Source organism: Leptolyngbya sp. CALU 1928, from assembly GCF_056784215.1.
Window position 1 is genome coordinate 1,769,153 of record NZ_JBXBCE010000001.1, and the last position, 20,003, is coordinate 1,789,155.

General features: G+C 47.3%; 18 protein-coding genes and 1 pseudogene. 9 read left to right on the plus strand and 10 right to left on the minus strand.

Annotation, left to right across the window (positions count from 1 at the left end; translation table 11 throughout):
- Window positions 1-16 precede the first annotated feature (16 nt).
- The 3 genes from AC1S5B_RS08230 to AC1S5B_RS08240 all read left to right on the plus strand — a co-directional run bounded on the left by AC1S5B_RS08230 (window position 17) and on the right by AC1S5B_RS08240 (window position 2,782).
- Window positions 17-1,657, plus strand: coding sequence for an MFS transporter (locus AC1S5B_RS08230; RefSeq protein ID WP_482035193.1), 1,641 nt, complete (start codon window positions 17-19; stop codon window positions 1,655-1,657).
- A 134-nt stretch (window positions 1,658-1,791) separates the two neighbouring features.
- Entirely contained in the window at window positions 1,792-2,268 is a 477-nt protein-coding gene (locus AC1S5B_RS08235; protein WP_482035194.1) for a hypothetical protein, read from the plus strand.
- A 79-nt stretch (window positions 2,269-2,347) separates the two neighbouring features.
- The gene (locus AC1S5B_RS08240) at window positions 2,348-2,782 is read left to right on the plus strand and encodes a hypothetical protein (protein WP_482035195.1); all 435 of its coding nucleotides are present in this window, start codon (window positions 2,348-2,350) and stop codon (window positions 2,780-2,782) included.
- A gap of 103 nt (window positions 2,783-2,885) precedes the next feature.
- Here AC1S5B_RS08240 and AC1S5B_RS08245 read toward each other — a convergent pair whose 3' ends face one another.
- The 3 genes from AC1S5B_RS08245 to AC1S5B_RS08255 form a co-directional block, all read right to left on the minus strand.
- On the minus strand, window positions 2,886-3,851 hold the full coding sequence (locus tag AC1S5B_RS08245; RefSeq protein WP_482035196.1) for a YihY/virulence factor BrkB family protein: 966 nt from the start codon (window positions 3,849-3,851) through the stop codon (window positions 2,886-2,888).
- A 101-nt stretch (window positions 3,852-3,952) separates the two neighbouring features.
- Window positions 3,953-5,059: an AI-2E family transporter gene (locus AC1S5B_RS08250; protein WP_482035197.1), complete on the minus strand. Its 1,107-nt coding sequence runs from the start codon at window positions 5,057-5,059 to the stop codon at window positions 3,953-3,955.
- Between the two features lie 105 nt (window positions 5,060-5,164).
- On the minus strand, window positions 5,165-7,153 hold the full coding sequence (locus AC1S5B_RS08255; protein ID WP_482035198.1) for an ABC transporter ATP-binding protein: 1,989 nt from the start codon (window positions 7,151-7,153) through the stop codon (window positions 5,165-5,167).
- 182 nt (window positions 7,154-7,335) lie between these two features.
- On the opposite strand from AC1S5B_RS08255, the gene AC1S5B_RS08260 reads away from it, so the two are divergent.
- Window positions 7,336-7,797, plus strand: a complete 462-nt coding sequence (locus AC1S5B_RS08260; protein WP_482035199.1) for a hypothetical protein — start codon at window positions 7,336-7,338, stop codon at window positions 7,795-7,797.
- A 186-nt stretch (window positions 7,798-7,983) separates the two neighbouring features.
- Here AC1S5B_RS08260 and AC1S5B_RS08265 read toward each other — a convergent pair whose 3' ends face one another.
- The 6 genes from AC1S5B_RS08265 to AC1S5B_RS08290 form a co-directional block, all read right to left on the minus strand.
- Window positions 7,984-9,786, minus strand: coding sequence for a glycosyltransferase family 2 protein (locus tag AC1S5B_RS08265; RefSeq protein WP_482035200.1), 1,803 nt, complete (start codon window positions 9,784-9,786; stop codon window positions 7,984-7,986).
- Between the two features lie 32 nt (window positions 9,787-9,818).
- Window positions 9,819-10,721, minus strand: coding sequence for a glycosyltransferase family A protein (locus AC1S5B_RS08270; RefSeq protein WP_482035201.1), 903 nt, complete (start codon window positions 10,719-10,721; stop codon window positions 9,819-9,821).
- Window positions 10,718-11,701 (minus strand): NAD-dependent epimerase/dehydratase family protein, encoded by a 984-nt coding sequence (locus tag AC1S5B_RS08275; protein WP_482035202.1) that lies wholly within the window; start codon window positions 11,699-11,701, stop codon window positions 10,718-10,720. The genes AC1S5B_RS08270 and AC1S5B_RS08275 overlap by 4 nt, the downstream gene beginning before the upstream one ends.
- Window positions 11,702-11,734: 33 nt before the next feature.
- Window positions 11,735-13,078, minus strand: a complete 1,344-nt coding sequence (locus AC1S5B_RS08280) for a UDP-glucose dehydrogenase family protein (protein WP_482035203.1) — start codon at window positions 13,076-13,078, stop codon at window positions 11,735-11,737.
- 24 nt (window positions 13,079-13,102) lie between these two features.
- A complete protein-coding gene (locus tag AC1S5B_RS08285; RefSeq protein WP_482035204.1) occupies window positions 13,103-14,068 on the minus strand; it encodes a hypothetical protein in 966 nt (321 codons plus the stop codon).
- Between the two features lie 226 nt (window positions 14,069-14,294).
- Window positions 14,295-14,534, minus strand: coding sequence for a hypothetical protein (locus tag AC1S5B_RS08290; RefSeq protein WP_482035205.1), 240 nt, complete (start codon window positions 14,532-14,534; stop codon window positions 14,295-14,297).
- 171 nt (window positions 14,535-14,705) lie between these two features.
- Here AC1S5B_RS08290 and AC1S5B_RS08295 point away from each other — a divergent pair.
- Window positions 14,706-14,852, plus strand: a pseudogene (locus AC1S5B_RS08295) (helix-turn-helix domain-containing protein); the annotation flags it as partial.
- 18 nt (window positions 14,853-14,870) lie between these two features.
- On the opposite strand, the gene AC1S5B_RS08300 reads toward AC1S5B_RS08295, so the two are convergent.
- Window positions 14,871-15,008 carry a hypothetical protein gene (locus tag AC1S5B_RS08300; RefSeq protein ID WP_482036625.1) on the minus strand — a complete coding sequence of 46 codons (138 nt, stop codon included), beginning with the start codon at window positions 15,006-15,008 and terminating at the stop codon, window positions 14,871-14,873.
- A 51-nt stretch (window positions 15,009-15,059) separates the two neighbouring features.
- Between AC1S5B_RS08300 and AC1S5B_RS08305 the strand changes: the two genes are divergently transcribed.
- From AC1S5B_RS08305 to shc, 4 genes are all read left to right on the plus strand, one after another.
- Window positions 15,060-16,973 (plus strand): NACHT domain-containing protein, encoded by a 1,914-nt coding sequence (locus AC1S5B_RS08305; protein ID WP_482036608.1) that lies wholly within the window; start codon window positions 15,060-15,062, stop codon window positions 16,971-16,973.
- On the plus strand, window positions 16,970-17,317 hold the full coding sequence (locus AC1S5B_RS08310; protein ID WP_482035206.1) for a type II toxin-antitoxin system RelE/ParE family toxin: 348 nt from the start codon (window positions 16,970-16,972) through the stop codon (window positions 17,315-17,317). The genes AC1S5B_RS08305 and AC1S5B_RS08310 overlap by 4 nt, the downstream gene beginning before the upstream one ends.
- Window positions 17,314-17,610, plus strand: coding sequence for a helix-turn-helix domain-containing protein (locus AC1S5B_RS08315; RefSeq protein ID WP_482035207.1), 297 nt, complete (start codon window positions 17,314-17,316; stop codon window positions 17,608-17,610). The genes AC1S5B_RS08310 and AC1S5B_RS08315 overlap by 4 nt, the downstream gene beginning before the upstream one ends.
- A 412-nt stretch (window positions 17,611-18,022) precedes the next feature.
- The gene (shc, locus tag AC1S5B_RS08320; RefSeq protein WP_482035208.1) at window positions 18,023-19,969 is read left to right on the plus strand and encodes a squalene--hopene cyclase; all 1,947 of its coding nucleotides are present in this window, start codon (window positions 18,023-18,025) and stop codon (window positions 19,967-19,969) included.
- Window positions 19,970-20,003: the final 34 nt, after the last annotated feature.

Below are 20,003 nucleotides of genomic sequence, written 5' to 3' on the forward strand. Positions count from 1 at the left end.
GGATTTACAGATATAAATGGCAACCTTAAAGGAGACGATCTCATCCAAAATTAGGCATCAAAGCTTTTGGGCAATTGCCCTTACCTTGTTTATGGTTGCTTACAATGTCAGCGTCATGCCTGCCATTATGTCTCCGCTGGTGCGCGAACTCAATTCAAGCGTGGGTGCCATCCAAGGTATTTTGGTTGTGTTTTCCCTGGTCACTGCCTCCTTTGCGCCCACCACCGAAAACCTTTGTCGCTTTTACGGGCGAACTCGCATCTTTGGCATTGGCTTGATTCTGTATGGCATTGGGATTGCGCTGACCTCCCTCAGCCCCACCATTGGCATTCTCGCCCTTAGTTTTTCATTGTTAACGGGGTTGGCTGCCACGCCCTTAATTAGCAGCCCTTGGGCGATCGCAGAGATGGTTTACGGCGGCGAAGATGAAGAGCAGACCAATTTAGTACTGATTTTGGCTTCAATCCTAGGAGGGCTAACTGGGGGGATCTTGGGCGGTTTCATTGCCTTCAATTTTGGCTGGCGTTGGGCATTTTTGCCGTCCCTGAGTGTGCTATTTCTGGTGTTTCGATTCCAGCGATCGCTGCCAAATTTGACCATTCCTGTTCCGCAACCGATTGATTGGATCGGCGGGCTGCTCTCATTTTTAGGACTGAGTTCTATTTTTGCAGGGATCGGTTTAGCGGGAGAATTCGGTTGGTGGGTGCCAAAGCGTCAGTTTTCAATTGCGGGCTTGATCATCCCACCCTTTGCAATCTCGATCGTACCCACATTGGTAGCCGTAGGCATGATTCTTTTGGGATTCTTCGGCTTCTGGCAACGATGGCAAGCAAACCGATCAGGAGCCTCTTTATTCCAAGTTGGACTATTGCGTCGGCGAGAATTTATATTTGGAATGCTTGCCGCTATGCTCCACACGCTGATCGTCACGGGCGTGCAATTCAACCTCTTTCAGTTTGTGCCCCTGGCATTGTCGCTGAATCCCTTCAGAACCGCGATCGCAATTATGCCCTACAACTTGACGGTGCCCATTGTGCTAGTTGCAGTAGTCAAGTATCTGATTCTAGGCAGCCGCATCGCACCGAAATATATTGTCTGTAGCGGTATTTTCTTGCTGGCTGCTGGGATTGGTGTGCTTTATAGTAGCTTGCATCCCAATATCAACGCGCTTGAATTAATGCCAGGGTTAATCATGATGGGCGCGGGTTCAGGGTTATTTTTGTCCTATGTGAGCGTCCTCACGTTCTCATCTGCTTCCATAGAAGACAAACCCCAATGCCCTGGAATTTATAATCCAATCCAGAATTTAGGCAGTTCTCTAGGGCGAGGAATCTTGGGTACGACGCTGGTCTTTTTTGCCTCTCAAGGTATTGTCGATAGCGTTTTGGAAAAGCTAGATAAAACCTTGACCATAGTCCAACGGATTGAAGTCATTGCCCAATTACAAGAGATGCTGCAAACGTTTTCTAGAGAAGAAATCAGAGCAGTATTTGCAAATAAGCTGCCACCGTCAATTTATCCATCCCTGCAATCTATTAACCTCAATGCCGCAACCACAGGAATCAGAAATTCACTGTTGATTGCACTCGCGCTTACAGTAGTGTGTTTTATGTGCGCGATCGGCTTGCCTAAATATCCTTACTGCCGTTCCTCCTGAAGAGAACCCACTGAATAGATTCTAAATTCTTAACGAAAGATTAGTGTGTTTTTATCTGCTATTTGCTGTACTCTGTTTGTCTCACTTTCCCTCCGGCTCACTGCTCATTTCCATTCCACAAACCGAGGTTTTTTATGATTTCTAACCACCTATTTTCTAAAGTTTTGATGATATTTCTGGGTGCCAGCATTCCATTGAGTACCCAGGCAGTGGTTAAGGCGGCTGAAACCTGCCAAGCATTCCGTCCTCTGAATGGTTCAGGATATGAAGTGAGAAAATCTGTGTCTTCTACCGGGGTTACTCCAGGAGTAAGAAACAATTGGGATACCGATTTTGTCGTTCCCACTGGCACCCGCTTTACTCGTTACATTGCCACCATCACCTCACAAACGCCCGAAAATTACAACGTCATCATTAACTTTAGGTTCGGTGATAATACTGCCCAACAAGTCTTTAGACGAGATGGATTACGGTTAGTGGGTGGAGTTCCATTTCAGATTATCGGAGAGCCTCCAACCGCTGCTCGGCAACCAATTCAAATCAATACGAATATCAGTGGTCGGCAAGGAGCTACCTATCGCGTGGGCGTTTCAGGTTGCACTAAACAATAAGCCTAAACGGATTTAACTAATAAATTTAAAGAGAGAACCAGGATATCATGGCGATTGGCTTAGTGCATAGGAGTGACGCATGAAACGGTTTCATTTTGGTCTTGCTTTACTACCACTGGTTTTAATGACAGGCTGCATCATTGGAACGGTTAGGGGAAAACAAGCCGAACTGTGTAGCAACTTAGTATTGTTAAACCGGACGATCGCCGCTCTCAATCAAGTCGCCAATGATCCCACGTCTCCGATAGATGCTTTGAGGCAGGCAGAGGAGCGAGTAAGTGCCGCTTACAGGGAATTCAGAAATTCTGCGAAAGACAACGTGCAAGAGGAAAAAGCGGATGAGTTAGAAAAAGCCTACAAAGATTTAGAAAAAGCCTACGGAGACTTGGATGAAAAGGTAAAAAAAATTCCTGATAAATCAACCATGGCTCAAGCACGCATCGCAATTTCTGAAAATTTGGCTGCGACCGAATCGGCATTGACTCGAGTTAAATCAGGCTTGAGGTGTCAATAGCTAAGATAAAAAATCGTTTCAGGTATTGAGATAAAACTTTAAGCAAAACAACAAGTAATCATTCAATTCAACAGTCAGTGACTTCAAAAAGTATCTTCTAAAATTATTCAGATAGGCTATCTAAGCTGTTTATTTCCCTATTGCGACGACTGCCAAAAAGATTGGCATAAACATAGGATAAGACACAGCCAAAGAGAAAGATTTGAAAGGTTAGAAAAATCCATAACATTAGAATCATCACGCTCCCAATTACACCATAGGAGAGAAAATGACTGCCGATTGTGATTACACTATTGCTGACTAATTGCTGTAATGTCACTAGCAATGAGGTGGTGAATAAAGCGCTTAACCAGACATCACCCCACGCCACATAGACAGATGGCAAAATTTTAAACAAAATGCAGCCGACGATCGCCAAAATCAAAAACGACGAGCCAAACTGAAGCCATTTAGTGAGTTGCAGTTCGTCAACCTTAATAAAGCTGAAGCGATCCTGAAAGTTAGCGGTCAGTTCAAGGACGGTTTTGATGGCAATGTCGGAAAGCAATGAAGCCAGCAGCAATAAGGCAGTCCCCAGCACTAATACAAATGAAAAAAGTTTGTTGGCAATAAAGAAAAGCGCCATTTTAAGCGGCGACCCTGCTTCGGAGACTCGGCTGGGCGATCGCCAAATTTTGTTGACTGAACTTCTGAGAATGCCAAAGACTGCGCTGGCTGCCCACAAAAGCAAGCCAAAGCCAATAACACCCGCTCCCACACTATTTTCATTCAGGGAAACAATCGTTCCTTTGATCAGATCGTGAACTTCTGGGGGTAAATATTGTATGATTCCGTCTTGAATCGATTTCACCGCTTCAGTATTCGGACCCAGCAGGGAACCCACCACGCTCAAAACAACTAGCAGCATTGGGAATAGGGAAAACAACGCAAAGTACGAGAGGGACGCTGCCATGCCAGGGCAATTATCTTGGTCCCACTTTAAGCCCGTTTTCATCAGCAGTTGGGCTGGCTTGGACGGCAAAATAGTAGACCGAATATAGGCTGGAATGGATCGAGTAAGGCGAGTCATAGACCTAATTTCCGCTTGAGAGCCACGTTAAGCAGCAAACCTGAAGTCATTATGCTACTCAAAAAAAGGAATTGTTGTTGGTCAACTGAGAAACTATAAGATCAAACCTTTTCAGATGGCTCAATCCTATCTGGCTCAGTCAGATCAACCGCAGTTTCTTCTAGAAGCGGTGTGGTTTTCTCTGGGGCTGACTGCATCCACAGGGTAATCATGCCTGCGATTGGAATTGAGAGAAAGACTCCTAGCAAGCCAGCCACTCGCTCCCCAATAAACAGAGCCAGAAACAGGATGACCGGATTCAATTCCAGAGCATCTCCCATGACTTTAGGGCGAATATAGTTATCCTGAATTTGAATCAGCACAATCGAAACCGCCAGAACCCTGAGGGCGATCGCGCTCCCCTGAGAGGCAAACACTAAAAACGTGACCACGATCACCCCAAGAGTCGCGCCGATACCCGGAATCGCATCAATGATGCCAATGATGATCGCCAGAATTAGAGAATAGTTGACTCCCAAAAATGGATAAATCAGCAGCGTTGTTGTGGATAGAAACAACATCAACAGCAGTTGTCCGCGAATAAATCCCAGGAAGCTCTGCTGAAACGTGGCATCAAAGCGATCGCGGGAAGTGTGCGGAATTAGGGTGAGAAAAGACTGCCACAGTTTTCCGCCGTCGATCAGCATATAGAGGCTGATCACCACCCCAAAAATGCCAATAAAAACGCTGGAAAAGACACTCTGCACAATGCTTAATCCATTAGCTAACCCGGCTTGGAACGTATTCACCAGATTGCTAATATTCAATTGATTCAGAAACTCTTGGAATGGCAAAAAATCTTGCTGCCTAAGACCGTTTCTAAGCTCGCCCACTAAACCTTGTCCCTGACTTAAAACTTGGAGTCCAATGCCTGTAATCAAGCCCACCAGCAGGATAAGCGCGCCGAGGAAAACAATTGCGATCGCCCAACCCCTTGGGATGTAGCGCGTTAGCCACATCACCGGATAATTGAAGAGGACAGCAAAGATAGCGGCACCGGTAAATAGAGCGATCGTACTATGAAAGTAATTAATCAGTAATACAGTGATCCACCCGCTGGCAAACAGCAAAACGTAGCGCAGAAGGGTGAAGTTATTCAGGGTTTGCCACAGGGACGCTGATGGCTGAGGTAACGGAGGACGCATGATGGCTGACCATAGACGTTGCAAACAAGAACAGGGTCGAAGTGTTCAGATTGTACTACGCCCCTCATTCAATGCACTCTTGCTATGCCAACTTTCAATCACGGGCTTCAGTTTCCTAGCGGCTCACAATCAAGACACTTCCTTACCCTCAGAGGCGTACTTGTATTCAGTAATGCCTGCTTCTCTCACGCCTGTTTGCACTTGCCACAAGCCTGCATAGACACCTTGTTGATTGAGTAAATCCTCGTGTCGTCCGCGCTCAACGATTTTGCCGTGTTCCATGACGTAGATGCAGTCGGCATTGCGAACGGTGGAGAGGCGATGAGCGATCGCGATGGTGGTGCGTCCGACGGTGATTCGTTCCAGAGATCGCTGAATGGCAGCTTCGGTTTCGTTATCCACCGCAGAAGTGGCTTCATCCAAAATCAGAATCGGCGGATTTTTCAGCACGGCACGGGCGATCGCCAACCGCTGCCGCTGTCCACCCGATAGCTTTTGTCCCCGTTCTCCCACAATCGTGTCGTAGCCATCCGGCAGTTGAGCAATAAACTCCTCCGCTTCAGCGATTTCTGCCGCTGCCACAATCTCCTCCATTGATGCATCAAAGCTGCCATAAGCAATGTTTTCGGCGACCGTGCCATGAAATAGAAAAACATCCTGATTCACCCAGCCGATCGCCCGTCGCAACTCCCGCAGCTTCAAATCTTGAATATTCACCCCGTCTAACGTAATCACGCCCGACTGAATTTCATACAGGCGCAACAGTAGTTTCACCAGCGTACTTTTTCCCGATCCAGTTGAGCCGACGATCGCCGTCGTTTTACCCGCCGGAATTTGTAGCGATAACTGTTCAATCACGGGCGGACGGTGGTTGTAAGCAAAGGTGACATTGTGAAGCTGAAGTTCTCCCCAGATGAAGAGTTCGGAGTTCGGAGTTCGCAGCGCGATTGATTGTTCGACTCTATCCTGACTGCTTTTCCCTTTTTGCTTTTCCCTTTTCTCTCCAACTTCTAAATGTCCCGAAGGAATCGCGATCGGGGTTTCCAGTAAGTTCATGACCCGATTCGTGGATGCCATTGCCCGTTGATAGAGGTCGAAGGTTTCCCCCAGGCGCGTCAATGGCCACAGCAGGGATTGGGTCAGGTATACCATGACGCTGTAGCTGCCGACGGAAAGTTGACCCGCGATCGCGGCTTTGCCGCCAAATAGCATTGTGGAAATGAAGCCCACCAATACCACCAGGCGAATTAGGGGAATAAAGGCGGCGCTGAGGGCGATCGCCCGTTGGTTGCTACGGCGATAGGCTTGGCTTTCTAAGCGCACTCGTTCTTTTTCATAGTCTTCGGTGGCAAAACTTTTAATCGTGGTGATGCCGCTCAAATTGTTGGATAAGCGACCATTCAATAGGCTGACTTTCTCGCGCACTTCGGCATAGCGGGGAGCTAACTTTCGCTGAAATATCACCGAACCCCAAATGATGAACGGCATCGGCAGCACCGCCATCCATGCCACTGTGGGAGCCAAAATGAAAAACACCGTGCTGATGATGATGACCGTGGTGGTGACTTGCAGCAGATTATTCGCGCCGCCATCCAAAAAACGCTCTAGCTGGTTGATGTCGTCATTCAAAATAGATAGCAATGCCCCGGTGCTGCGCTCTTCAAAATATGCCAGGTCCAATTCTTGCAAATGCGAGTAGGCATCCAATCGCAGGTCATGCTGAATACTTTGTGCCAGGTTGCGCCAGAGGCGATCGTAAGCATATTGAAACGCCGATTCCAGACCCCAAATTACCAAGGTCAATCCTGATAAAATCACCAGTTGGCTAAACAGATCCGTTACGCCAAACCGAGACAGCACCGAGTTTTGCTTTTGCACCACCACATCCACGGCGGCACCAATCAGCAGAGAAGGAGCTAGATCGAAAATTTTGTTGAGAATGGAGCAGGCGATCGCCCAACCAATTTGTCCGTGATAGTTGCGCCCATAGCGAATCAATCGCATCAGTGGATGCATGGTTTGAATGCTGTCTGGCAACGCATCACCAGTGGGCGTTGGCTTGGGAGCAGCAGGGCGTAATCGCTGGGTAGATGCGCGGTGAGATGATAAACGAGCCAAAGGAAAACCTCTTAAAAGCACTGACATCATCGAGCAGTCTTCACTCTAGCCAACTTTCGCACGAAGAGTCTGTCTACAGAACCGCTAGATAAAAACAACGGATATGTGCCTATCGGATGCTGTAATACTCTTCACCGAGATGATATGCTGCGTTGCGTAGAATTTGAAATGAGGGAAAACCAATGAATTCGTACACTCCAGAAGAAACCGCAGCCGTAATTAAAGCGGTGACATTAGCAGGCATGGCAGTCTCGATCGCAGATATGGGCATCGTTTCGACCGCCATTGAAGCCGGAGCTTTGGCTCAAGAGATCGTGGGTGCCGCGAAAAAATATCCCACCAACAGCATCGTGCAATCGGTGTTTTCAGCAGAAGCCGTCAAAAACAACTCGCCCAAAGCGCCCGAAGGCATGACTCCTGATAATTTGATTGATACCGCCATGACCGCAATTCATGAAGCGGTGGCGATCGTCACTGCAAAGGCAACCCCAGCCGAAGTAGAAGAGTATAAACAATTTATTTATGCTGCTGCTGAACACGTAGCCAATGCCGCAGGCGAAGGACTGTTTGGCACAGGCTCAACCAAAGTCAGCGCCAATGAAGCCGCCGCACTGACTAAACTCAAAGCAACTCTAGGCGTTTAAAGTAACCCGGCAAAGGGTATCCTGTCGGCATTATCGAACTTGATTAGCTAAGCTGCTCGTCATTTAAGCTGTAATCTTGAAGATCAAAAAGCTCTGTGAACAAGGGGCTTAAGCCCCTTGTTTCTGCAATTTGAATGGATGTCCGCTTCAGAAAATTGTTTTTTGCGGATGAAGCAGCTTTTTTCATCAAAGTTCAAACATCACTTCATCTCTAGATAAGTTGGGATTGTAATACGGGTCGTTGTAATTTAGCTGCTCAAAGTAGGGTTGCCACTTATCGTTTAGAGTTTGCCACTCTTTGGGTTGGAGTCCGGGCTGCCGACTCGCAGATTCATAATGAATGAGTTGCGCGTAGGGAGTCACCACTTGCCGATAGCCTGCTTGATGGGCTTTAAGGCATAAGTCCACATCGTTGTAGTTGAGTGGAAACGCTTCATCCATTCCACCTAACTCGTTGTATAAACTGCGTCGCATCATTAAGCAAGCTGCGGTGACAGCCAAATAATTCCGGTTGACCAGATTGGACAGAAAGTAACCAGGATGGTCGCCTGCAACTTGATGGAATGCGTGTCCTGGGTTACCGCCCAACACCATCACGCCGATATGCTGTAGGCTGCCGTTTGGGTAAAATAGCTTCGCTCCAACGGCTCCAATGTCTGGCTGTTGGGCAAATTCCAGCATGGATTCGATCCAGTCGGGCGTAAGAACTTCCACGTCGTCGTTTAATAGCAACACAAATTCGCCCTTAGCTTGGGCAACTCCTAAGTTGATCCGTTGGGCAAAGTTGAAAGAATCAGCACAATGGATAAAGCGTAAATCGTTCCCTGCGATCGCTCCTATGATTTCGTCCGATACATCATAGCCATCAACTACAATCATTTCAATATTGCGATAAGAACTGCGATCGCGAATGCTGCGAACACAAGCCTCTAACAGACAGTAATTTGCTCCTGTTTTCAACCTCTTTCCCGCAGTGGGAATCACAATGCTGACCAACGGATTTCCCTGAATCTCGCGCCGCATCCGATAAAATCCCTCACGCGAACCTGGCTCTACTCGCCCTGGATAGTCACTCCGAATCAGCATATCTTCCAGAGCGCGTTTAGCTGCCTCATATGCCCAAGGTTTTGCCTCTGAACTGGAAGTCACGGATTCTGGAATCACCCGCCAATGATACAAAATTTTGGGAATGTGATAAATCTGCTGGGTATGTTCTACCAAACGCAGCACCAGGTCATAATCCTGAGAGCCGTCGTATCCTGCGCGAAATCCCCCGATCGCCCACACCAAACTTCTGCGATATACTCCCAAGTGGCAAGTATACATACAGGAGTGAAAATAGTCAGGCGACCAGTCTGGCTTGAAAAACGGGTCATGGCGATCGCCTTCAGGACTCAGCTTGTCCTCATCGCTATAAATAAAGTCGGCTTCGGGATGTTGGTTAATCAGCTTGGCATTTTCAAATAAAGCATCGATCGCCAACTCGTCATCATGATCCAACAGCGCCAAGTACTCACCTGTTGCCAGTTCTAGGGCAGCGTTGCTAGTCGCGACAATATTGCCGTTTTCTGCTCGAAAAACAACTTTGATGCGAGGATCAAGTTTGCTGTAACGGATCAGCAATGGCTGAATGTGTGCCGCACTGGAGGCATCATCGGCAATGCACAATTCCCAATTCGGATAAATCTGATTTCGCACTGACTCGATCGCCTTCGTTAGCCAAACCTCCTCAACGTTATACACGGGCATAATCACCGAAAAAGTGGGGCGATGTTGCCACTGCGCCATTTCGAGATCGGCATTTGCCAGATCCGTTGGGGTCAGTTTTTGACGCGCTATCCACTGTTGATAAGTCAGTCGCTTACGAAAGCGAGTAACAGTGCGATCAAATAGAAATCGAAAAAAACCACGAGTTCCTCGCTCTTGCCAAGCCTGATACAGCTTACGCAACTTTCTTGCAATGACGGAAGGCACCGTTCTAAATCCCATGAATAAAAAAGTTGTCAACAAACCTGATTCAGTTAAGACAGGAGTGAATCACCCACATCTACTTTCATTCCGAGCCGTTGCTTGAGCTGCAGCCAACGCTTTCTGACTTTCCAAGTTTTACTACTTTGCACCGTTGAAACAATTGTGTTTAAACGACTTTGGGTTATATGCAATCGGCTGTGAGTTTGATGCACGTTCTCTCTGAGTTCAACAAGCTCTCTAAATAAAATATCAATGTGATCAGCGTAAAGTTGAGGATGGTTTTTAAAAATCTGAGTATAGCTTTTAATCCAATGCTCTTGGGTCATCTGCTTACTTCTAGAGTTCTCCACTTTTCGGATCATAAACAGCACTTCGGGAATCCGAAATACGTCCCTACCTAGCTCAAGAATAGAAAGCCAAAAGTCGTAATCTTCCCAGCCCCACACCATGTTCTCGTTGTAGCCACCCACTTTTTCCCAGTCGGCTTTGCGATAAAGGCTGGAATTGAAAATCATATTGCCTAATAAAATGTCGGGAAACTGATAGGGCGGTACATCAAAACTGCCCGTTTCTGCACCAAACAGTTCCGCTTGAGCATACACAATTCCTACATCCGGCTGCGACTCTAAAATGGAAACGGCTTTTTCGAGATAGGTGGGTGCAATGCGATCGTCCGCATCAATCGGCAAAATATACTGTCCTGTTGCCTGTTGAATTCCTACGTTTCGCGCTGCCGAAGGACCTTGGTTTTCGGTGTGAATCACAGAAACGTTCGGCTTCTGATAGTGCTTGAGAAGCCGAACTGTTTCAACATCGGTTGAGCCGTCGTTGATGATGATAATCTCAACCGGGGTATAGGTTTGGGCAATTACGCTTTCTACTGCTTCGTCAATAAATTGTCCCTGGTTAAAACAGGGCATGATGACCGAAACAAGAGGGGGCGAATTGCTCATACGGTGCTGACAAGAACTTGCTTTTTCGTCATTTGGTCATAAATCCAGCGGAAGGTTTGCTCCATACCGGCTTCCAACTGGATATCGGGCTGCCAACCGAGCAGTTCTTGAATCAAGCTGTTGTCGCTATTACGACCATTCACGCCTTTCGGTGCGGCGAGGTTATAGCGGCGTTTAAGCTTGATTTGAGCGATATCTTCTACAATGTCAACCAATTGATTGATGGTGACTAATTGGCTACTGCCTAAATTAAGTGGCTCAGCGATCGCGCTTGCCATAATATCGAGCGTTCCTTTTACACAGTCGTCAATGTACATGAAACTGCGCGTTTGGTTGCCATCACCCCAAATCTCAATTTCATGGGTTCCAGACAGTTTTGCTTGAATCACCTTGCGGCAAATCGCAGCAGGAGCCTTTTCACGACCGCCATCATAGGTGCCGTCGGGTCCGTAGACATTATGATAGCGGGCGATGCGGGTGATCAGTCCAAAGTCTTCAGTATAGTGCCGACACATGCGCTCACTAAACAGCTTTTCCCAGCCATAGCCATCTTCGGGCATAGCGGGATAGGCATCGGACTCTTTTAATGCCACCACGTCGGGCGTGGTTTGACGATAGGCAGGATAAATGCAAGCGGAAGATGAGAAGAAAAACCGCTTAACCCCAAATTTTTGGGCTGCCATCAGCAGATGGGTGTTGATCAAAACGGTCAACATACAGAGGGCTTTGTTGTTCTCGATAAACCCCATGCCACCCATGTCAGCTGCCAAGTTATAAACTTCACTAGCTCCGTAAAGCGCCCGTTCACAGGCAACTTTTTCGGATAAATCAAGCTGCAAGTTATCGGCTTCAGCAGAAACTTGATACCACTCCTCTAAGGGTTTAATATCAACGGCTCGAACCGGGCGATCGCCCTGCTTCAGTAAAGCTTGAACTAAATGTCCACCAATAAAACCACCCGCACCACAGACTACGATCATGTTGGGCACTCCTCACTACACTCACAATTTTGATTAAACAGTTGTTGAGCCGACTCCAAGCGCCAGGTATTCGCACACTTGAGAAAACTGGCTGCGATCTAAAACCCGCCAACAGTCCAACAGTAGCTTACGCTTAGTTGAACTATTAGTCGATATAAAATCCTCTGGCACAAGCGTTTTAAACTCTTTGGAAGACGTGGTGATGACAACCGCATCTGCTCGTTGAACGCAATCCTTCGCAGAATCAGCATACTCTGGCTGAGTTCCTAAGAGTTGCTGGACGTTTTCTAATGCTAATGGATCATACAAAATCACTGCAAATCCTTGGGACAGTAGCTCTTTTGCCAGCGCTAAACCTTGCGATCGCTCAATCACATTAGTGTCGGGTTTATAGGAAAGCCCCAGAATACCCACTTTGGAGTTTGGAGTAAGTTTGGGCAATAAATGGCTTGCTAGGCGCGCCGCTTGGTTGCGGTTGATCTCATCGGTTGCCGTGGCGATCGCAGGGTTTGCCCCCACAGAATGTGCCATGAATGCAAAAGCCACGTTGTCACGCGGGAAGCAAGGACCGCCGTATCCCGTTGCACCCTTGAGATATTTTCTGCCAATGCGAGAATCTTGACCGATCGCATTGGTGACCACATCTACATCTGCGCCAGGAATCCGTTCGCAAATCTCACTGAGCATGTTGGCATAGGAAATCTTGGTGGTGACAAAGGTATTAACCGAGATTTTCGCCAGTTCTGCATTCACCAAGTTCATGTGAGAAACGGGTGGGTTGCCATTACTCATCTGCAAATAAATTTCTTCTAGCATTGCGCCAGATTTCGGATCAGATTCACCAATCAAAATGAAATCTGGATTGAGCATGTCATAGATGACATTTCCTAACGCGATAAACTCAGGGCTATAGCAAAGCCCAAACCCTTCACCACAGGTTTTACCAGAAGCCGCTTCTAACGCCGCCTTGATTTCGCTCTCCGTCGCCCCCGGCATGACGGTGCTGGTAATGACAACCAGGTGAAAAGTGTTTTTATCCCGAATACTTTTGCCAATTGGGTCAAGCACTGCATGAATATATTTCAGCGAGAAACCACCCTCGGCATCGCTTGGAGTTGGCACAATGATAAAAGTTACGTCTGACTGGGCGATCGCCTCAGCATAATCAGCAGTTGCTCGAATATGCTCGCGATTTCGATAAAGCATTTCGTCTAAACCCGGCTCCTGCACCGGAGCTTTTCCTGCATTAACCTGGTCAATTGCGACTTGATTTACATCTACACCAATAACGGTAAAGCCTTTTTCAGCAAGGCAAGCAACCATTGGCACACCCAGTTTACCCAGACCCACTACGGAAACGATACGCTTCTCCGCCACTTATCCCACACTCCTCACTGCAACTTACTCAAGAGATGAAGGTTTACTTCGCCTTAATCCTTTCAATCTGGAGACGATTCTAGCAGGAATTCCCAACAGTTTTGGAGGAACCGCACTCAATTGATCCCCAGAACGTAGAAGACTCAGCAGCGTTGTATACACTAATCTAAATTTTGGACGCGCCAAAGACAGCATATCCAGCCTGCGATCGAGACGCTTCCAACTCAACAAAGGTTTCTGCAATCCTTGGGGGGTGATTTGCCAGTCTGCCAAATCTAACATGAAGTAGGTATAGTGGTTGCCGCCTAATAGCTGCAAATTATGCTGGGCTTCCTCTCCTAAAAATACCCCTTTTTTTCCATCGGGATGATGATTGTAATCGTGATTTTGATGCACCGCCACAATGGATTGAGTTGCGTCTATTAAAGGGATGTTGAGATTCAAGGCTTTGTAAAGCATCCAATTATCCCAACACAAGCGCCCAATGGCAAAAGGGGGAATATCCATGTAAGTATTGGGTGTAAACACAAAGTAATCCATCGCCTGGGAGCCTTCTAATCGACCCAGGGTCATGGCGCGATGCCGTAGCTGCTCTGCCCAGCCAGGATGGGGCGCGATCGCTTCATCAAAATCTAGATTCCAGCGTTGCCCAGTTAGCATAAATCGCTCGAATGGAACCTGCTGAATAGTTTCCATAAAGTCATTCAGCAAGATAATATCTGCATTGACATAAGCAAACAGCGATCCGGTGCCCACTCGTTGAGCAATTTCAAACAGGGAACTCATCAAGGGGGTTCCATATTCATTGCGCTCCACCTCTGCCACATATTTGACCCCAAATTCTTGGGCAACTTCGGCAGTTCCTTCATCATCCCCCAGCAGAATAATTTCAGGTTTTGGCTCTAGCAACGTCCAGCTAGTAATCGCATTCCGCTGAATTTGATCAAACTCTCCCCGAAACCCTTTTGGAATCGCAAACAACGTCAGCATTCAATTTGCCGTTCACTACACAACACCACTCACACTTAGACAGACTAAACCAAAATGAAACCCACATTTGTCCAGATTATGCCCTAGTTGCCGAAAAGCTCCTAATCGCGATCGGCTAAGCTACTTTGCTATTCACCCGTGGGCGAACCAGATCCGCAAGAAAACAAGAAAATTGCTGAAGGGCGATCGCAGTTTGGAGTCAGTCTAGAGCTAACGCGATCGCCCTTCACGCCTCATCGGTTTGCAATGCTCCCAAACTATGAAGCAATAGCCGCCACAGAAACGTTTGCTGCGCCTCACTCAACGGTTTTGGCTGACTGCCGACTTCTTGCAATGCAATCAAGATCAGAAAACAGAGTTCGAGCAACAGCAACAGCAAAACTGCATGAGGATTGAGCCAAGTGGCAACACCCACTACAGCAAACTTGATCACTTTCAACCATTTCGTCTTGTTGGAGTTTTTCATCAGGAGTTACTTGAAATCAACTCCTTCAGAATCTTTTGAGCGTGTTGTCGTTGTTTTGTCTGACTTGTTTGAGTTGAATGAGATAAAACTGAGAAATAGATTTTTCGATAATTTAGGTCGTCTATGTCCCGCCGCGCATCGCAAGCTGGTATTGATGCCATCCGACAAGTTATGAAGCGTAACGGCTGGACACAAGTAGAAGTAGCCAAAGACGTTGGATTTTCCCGTTCGACGCTCAATCAAATTTTGAGTGGTCAAGCAGTCAAAGTAGAAAACCTTGAGGAACTCTGTCATTTGTTTGATTTGCAAATCGGACAAGTTTTAGAGCCAGAGAGTTTATCCAATCTCTCGAACCTCGATTCCCTTGTGCAAAATATTCGCGATCGCATTCGTCCACTCATCCAGGAAAAGTGCGGCACGATGCGGGTGCTGGATATGAGCCAGCCGATCGGGTTGGGCGAGATTTATACCCATGTCAACATTCTGGAAAAAATTACTGGACGCACTCGGCGAGAACTGGCTGAAATGTTGCCAGACATTGCACCAGAAAATTTTGAGCGCTTTAGTCTAGGTGCTGTCCTAGAGAAGCGGGTTCCCGGATTGGAAGCGGTTGAGAAACACAGCAAATTGATGATTCTCGGTAAACCGGGAGCGGGAAAGACTACCTTTCTGAAGCATTTGGCAATTCAATGTATCGGTGGTGCGTTTCAAAGCGATCGCGTTCCGCTTTTCATCACCCTCAAAGACTTCGCTGAAACCGATGGTCAACCAGATTTAATGACGTTTATTGATCAGGCGATCTCGGCGATCTCAACAACGCCACCATCCCACAATACTCAACAAATTTTGGACAGTGGACACGCCCTGGTTTTGTTGGATGGCTTGGACGAGGTACGCGAAACCGATGCCAGCCGTGTTCTACGACAAATCCAGCAGTTTTCAGAACGCTATTCTCGCAATACCTTCGTAATCACTTGCCGTATCGCTGCCCGCGAATACACCTTCCAACAATTTACCGAAGTCGAAGTTGCGGATTTCGATGATGAGCAAATTGCCGATGTCTCCAGCAAATGGTTTCGCTGCAAACAGGCTGAGGTGAAAGCGAAACGATTTTTACAACAGTTAAAAGCAAACCCGCCAATTCGTGACCTAGCAAGTAGCCCACTTTTGCTGACCTTACTCTGCCTTGTGTTTGAGGATTCTGGCGATTTTCCGGCAAACCGCGCCGAACTCTACCAAACTGGCGTAGATGTGTTGCTGAAGAAATGGGACACTAAGCGTAACATTGAGCGCGATCAAATTTACAAAAAGCTTTCCCTGAAACGCAAAGAAGATTTGCTGAGTCAAATCGCGTGGCGCACTTTTGAAACAGGTAATTACTTCTTCAAGCAGAAAGAGCTTGAGCAACAAATCCGTGAGTTTATTGAAAATTTGCCTGGAGCTAGCACCGATGAAGAGACTCTAAATTTAGACAGTGAAGCGGTGTTGAAATCGATCGAGGCACAGCACGGTTTATTCGTGGAACGTGCCTGTAGCATCTATTCCTTCTCACACCTAACCTTTCATGAGTATTTTGCTGCCCGATACATTGTTGCTAACTGCAATCCATCCTCAATGGAAGATTCAAATTTAACTGAGTTAGTAAGCCATTTAACAGATAAACGCTGGCGCGAGGTGTTTTTGTTAATAGTAGGAATGTTGCCAGAAGCAGATGTTTTCTTCAAGCTATTAAGGGGAAAAAATGAATCTTTAATCTCTAATAGTGACAACATTAGAAGTCTTCTTGAATGGATTCAGAGCAAGGTAAATGAATCCGATGATCCTATTTCAAGCATATATATCAAATTGAGTAACTTAGCTAGATTAATTGATAGGCTCTGTTTTCGGATCGTACTTAAAAAGACTAATCCTGATATTCAATATCGCAGTTATGAACGTAGCTTGAACGAGCTTTTTTCAGACAGTATAACTTTGACACCTTATTTTGATTGGATAGTTGAGTGCTGTACAAGTAGGGAGATTTCCAGACCTAGAGAGATATTCTTTGAAATTGGCTTATCATTTCACGATTTATTTAATATTCGATATTTTAAGGGATTTTCTAGGAGATTTCCAGAAAAAAAACTAGTAGAAAAACTCAACATTTTCTCCTCTGAGTTATCTAGATACTGGGCAGTTCAAGAAGAGTTTGAGGAATGGTGGAATCATAATTCCGAAGAGAAGCTTTCAGAGTTGAAAATGATAATAGACGAGTATTGTGTGATATCTCAATGGAAGTTTTCAGAAGAAGAAAATCAGATAATTACAGATTATTATTATGCGAATCTTCTTCTACTACAGTGCCTCAGTAGCGATTGCTACGTTAGCCGAGAAGTGCGGCAGGAGATTGAAGAGACGTTGTTGTTGCCGATCGCTGCTTTAGAAAATAGACAGCAATGATGGTCAAACCTATTCGGTGGGTTGGCGCTGCCCGTGAAGAAATCCAAGATTTGCCGGAAGAAGCGCGAAAAGAAGTGGGTTTTGCGCTGTGGGCAATTCAGCAAGGTGAGTCGCCGCCCGACTTCAAACCAATGGCGATTGTGGGCAAAGGAGTAGAAGAGATTCGGATTCGTACCGAAAATGCCTATCGAGTCTTCTATGTTGCTAAATTTGAGGAAGCGATTTACGTTCTCCACGCCTTTCAAAAGAAAACCCAGAAGACCGCTAAAAAGAACCTTGAACTGGGGCAGAAGCGCTACCAACAGCTTCAACAACTTCGTTTAGAAGAGAATGCTGAACCATGACCGAAACGATGATTACTCAAGCTGCCGAGAATATCTTTCTTGATCTGGGTTTCTCAGATCAAGAAGCCGAGAATTTACTGATTCGCGCCAAACTCATGTTGGTGCTGCAAACTCATATTCGTCAACAGAACTGGACGATCGCTCAAGCTGCTGATCATCTCAACCAATCCACCGACCAAATTACCGCCCTGACTCAAGGCAAAATTGGGCAGTTTTCAGTAGATACATTGATCACACTGCTCAACCAGGTCGGTATGTCTGTCCGTGTCGAAGTTCTCCCCAAAGTTGCGTAATTCGCACCAACGTTAGGATTACAATGCCGATGAACGGTGAGTGGATTGCCTGAAGCACGATCGCAACTTTAACCCCAAATGTACAGCAGGAGATTGAAAATAAACTGTGGCTAGCGATCGCCGTGAGTTAGCGCCTAGGTTACTTCGCGCTTTAATTCGTCAATCAGAATTGACCGTCGATGAGTTTTTAGCGGAGAAATAGTATTGACGAATGGTTGTTAGATTGATGGAAGCGCGATCTCAGTTTGGAGTCAGTCTAGAGCCAACGCGATCGCCCCATGCAGTTTTGATAACCCGCACCTGCTCCATCAGACAGCCGTGCAATCGCCAAATCTAGTTCACCCATCAGCACGATTGCCAAACTCAACGGACAAAGGCACAATACATCAACGTTGGGGAGGAGTGTGAGTTAATGCAAACACAGGATCAAGTTTCGCAGTCCAGCATATCGCTAGAAAGATTGAATCAGGCGATCGATCGCAGCCAAAACTATTTGCTATCGCTACAAGCATCAGAGGGCTACTGGTGGGCGGAGCTAGAGTCGAACGTGACGATGGCATCTGAGACTGTGCTGCTGCATAAAATTTGGGGCACCGATGGGACTCGCCCGTTACACAAGGTTGAACAGTATTTGCGACGACAACAGCGCGATCATGGCGGTTGGGAGCTTTTTTATGGCGATCGCGGCGAACTTAGCACAAGTGTTGAAGCGTATATGGCAATGCGATTATTGGGGGTGCCTGCCTCTGATCCGGCATTGCAAAAAGCGCGCAAATTTATCTGCGATCGCGGGGGCATCAGCAAAACCCGCATTTTCACCAAGTTTCATTTGGCACTGATCGGCTGCTACGACTGGAGCGGCTTACCCTCTCTTCCCCCCTCGCTGATGCTGTTACCCGACAGCTTTCCGATTTACGAAATGTCGAGTTGGGCGCGGGGCAGCACTGTTCCTTTGCTGATTGTGTTCGATCGAAAGCCCGTGTATGTCGTCGATCCTGCAATCAATTTAGATGAACTGTATGCCGAAGGGCGCATCAATGCCAAGTTTGAACTACCCAGCAAAGGCGACTGGAGCGATATCTTTCTGTGGCTCGATCAAGCTTTTAAGCTAGGGGAAACGCTGAATCTCGTGCCGTTTCGTCAGGAAGGCATTGCCGCAGCGGAAAAATGGGTGCTGGAACGGCAAGAACCGACGGGCGATTGGGGCGGCATCATTCCCGCCATGTTGAACTCGTTACTGGCATTGAGAGCGCTGGGCTACGATGCCAATGATCCGGCGGTGGTGCGGGGGATGCAATCCGTCGATCGCTTTGCCATAGAAACAGACGACTGTTATTGGATGCAACCCTGCGTTTCGCCCGTGTGGGATACGGCGCTGGTCATTCGTGCTTTGGTGGATTCTGGGATCGCGCCCGATCATCCAGCTCTCGTGAAAGGTGCCCAATGGCTGCTGGATAACCAGATTTTGGATGATGGCGACTGGACCGTCAAAAATAAAGCTGGAAAGCCGGGAGGGTGGGCATTTGAGTTTATCAATCGGTTTTATCCTGATGTGGATGACTCGGCGGTGGTGGTGATGGCGCTGAGTGCGGTGCAAATGCCGAATGAAAAAATCAAGCAGCAAGCAATCGCCCGGTGCATTGACTGGATTTCCACGATGCAGTGTAATGGTGGCGGTTGGGCAGCCTTTGACTTGAACAATGATGCCGACTGGCTGAATCAGGTGCCCTACGGCGATCTAAAAGCCATGATTGACCCCAATACGGCGGATGTAACGGCGCGGGTGTTGGAAATGGCGGGACGATTGGATGGTAACAGTCTGGCGGCGCTGCCCCAATCTGCAATCGATCGCGCGATCGCCTACCTGCACCGCGAACAAGAACCCGAAGGCGGCTGGTTTGGGCGTTGGGGAGTCAATTATATTTACGGGACAAGCGGCGTTTTGTCTGCCCTGTCCTTAATGACTCCAACTCGCTCTCGGCGGGAAATTGAGCGCGGTGCTAACTGGCTGGTCACCTGTCAAAACAACGATGGCGGCTGGGGCGAAACCTGCTTCAGCTATCGCGATCGCTCGTTGATGGGACGGGGCGACAGCACTGCTTCTCAAACTGCTTGGGCACTGACGGGATTGCTAGCCGCAGGCGACGCGACTGGTACTTACGCGATGGCGGAGATCGAACGAGGCGTGCAGTATTTGCTAGATACCCAACGCCCCGATGGTACCTGGGACGAAGACTACTTCACCGGAACCGGATTTCCCGGACACTTTTACCTAAAATATCACCTGTATTTGCAACATTTTCCCCTGACCGCGATCAGTCGCTATCGTACCTTGTTGCTTGAATACCCACCCCACTAGAAAAAACAGAAAAGCCCTCTGGACTCCAGAGGGC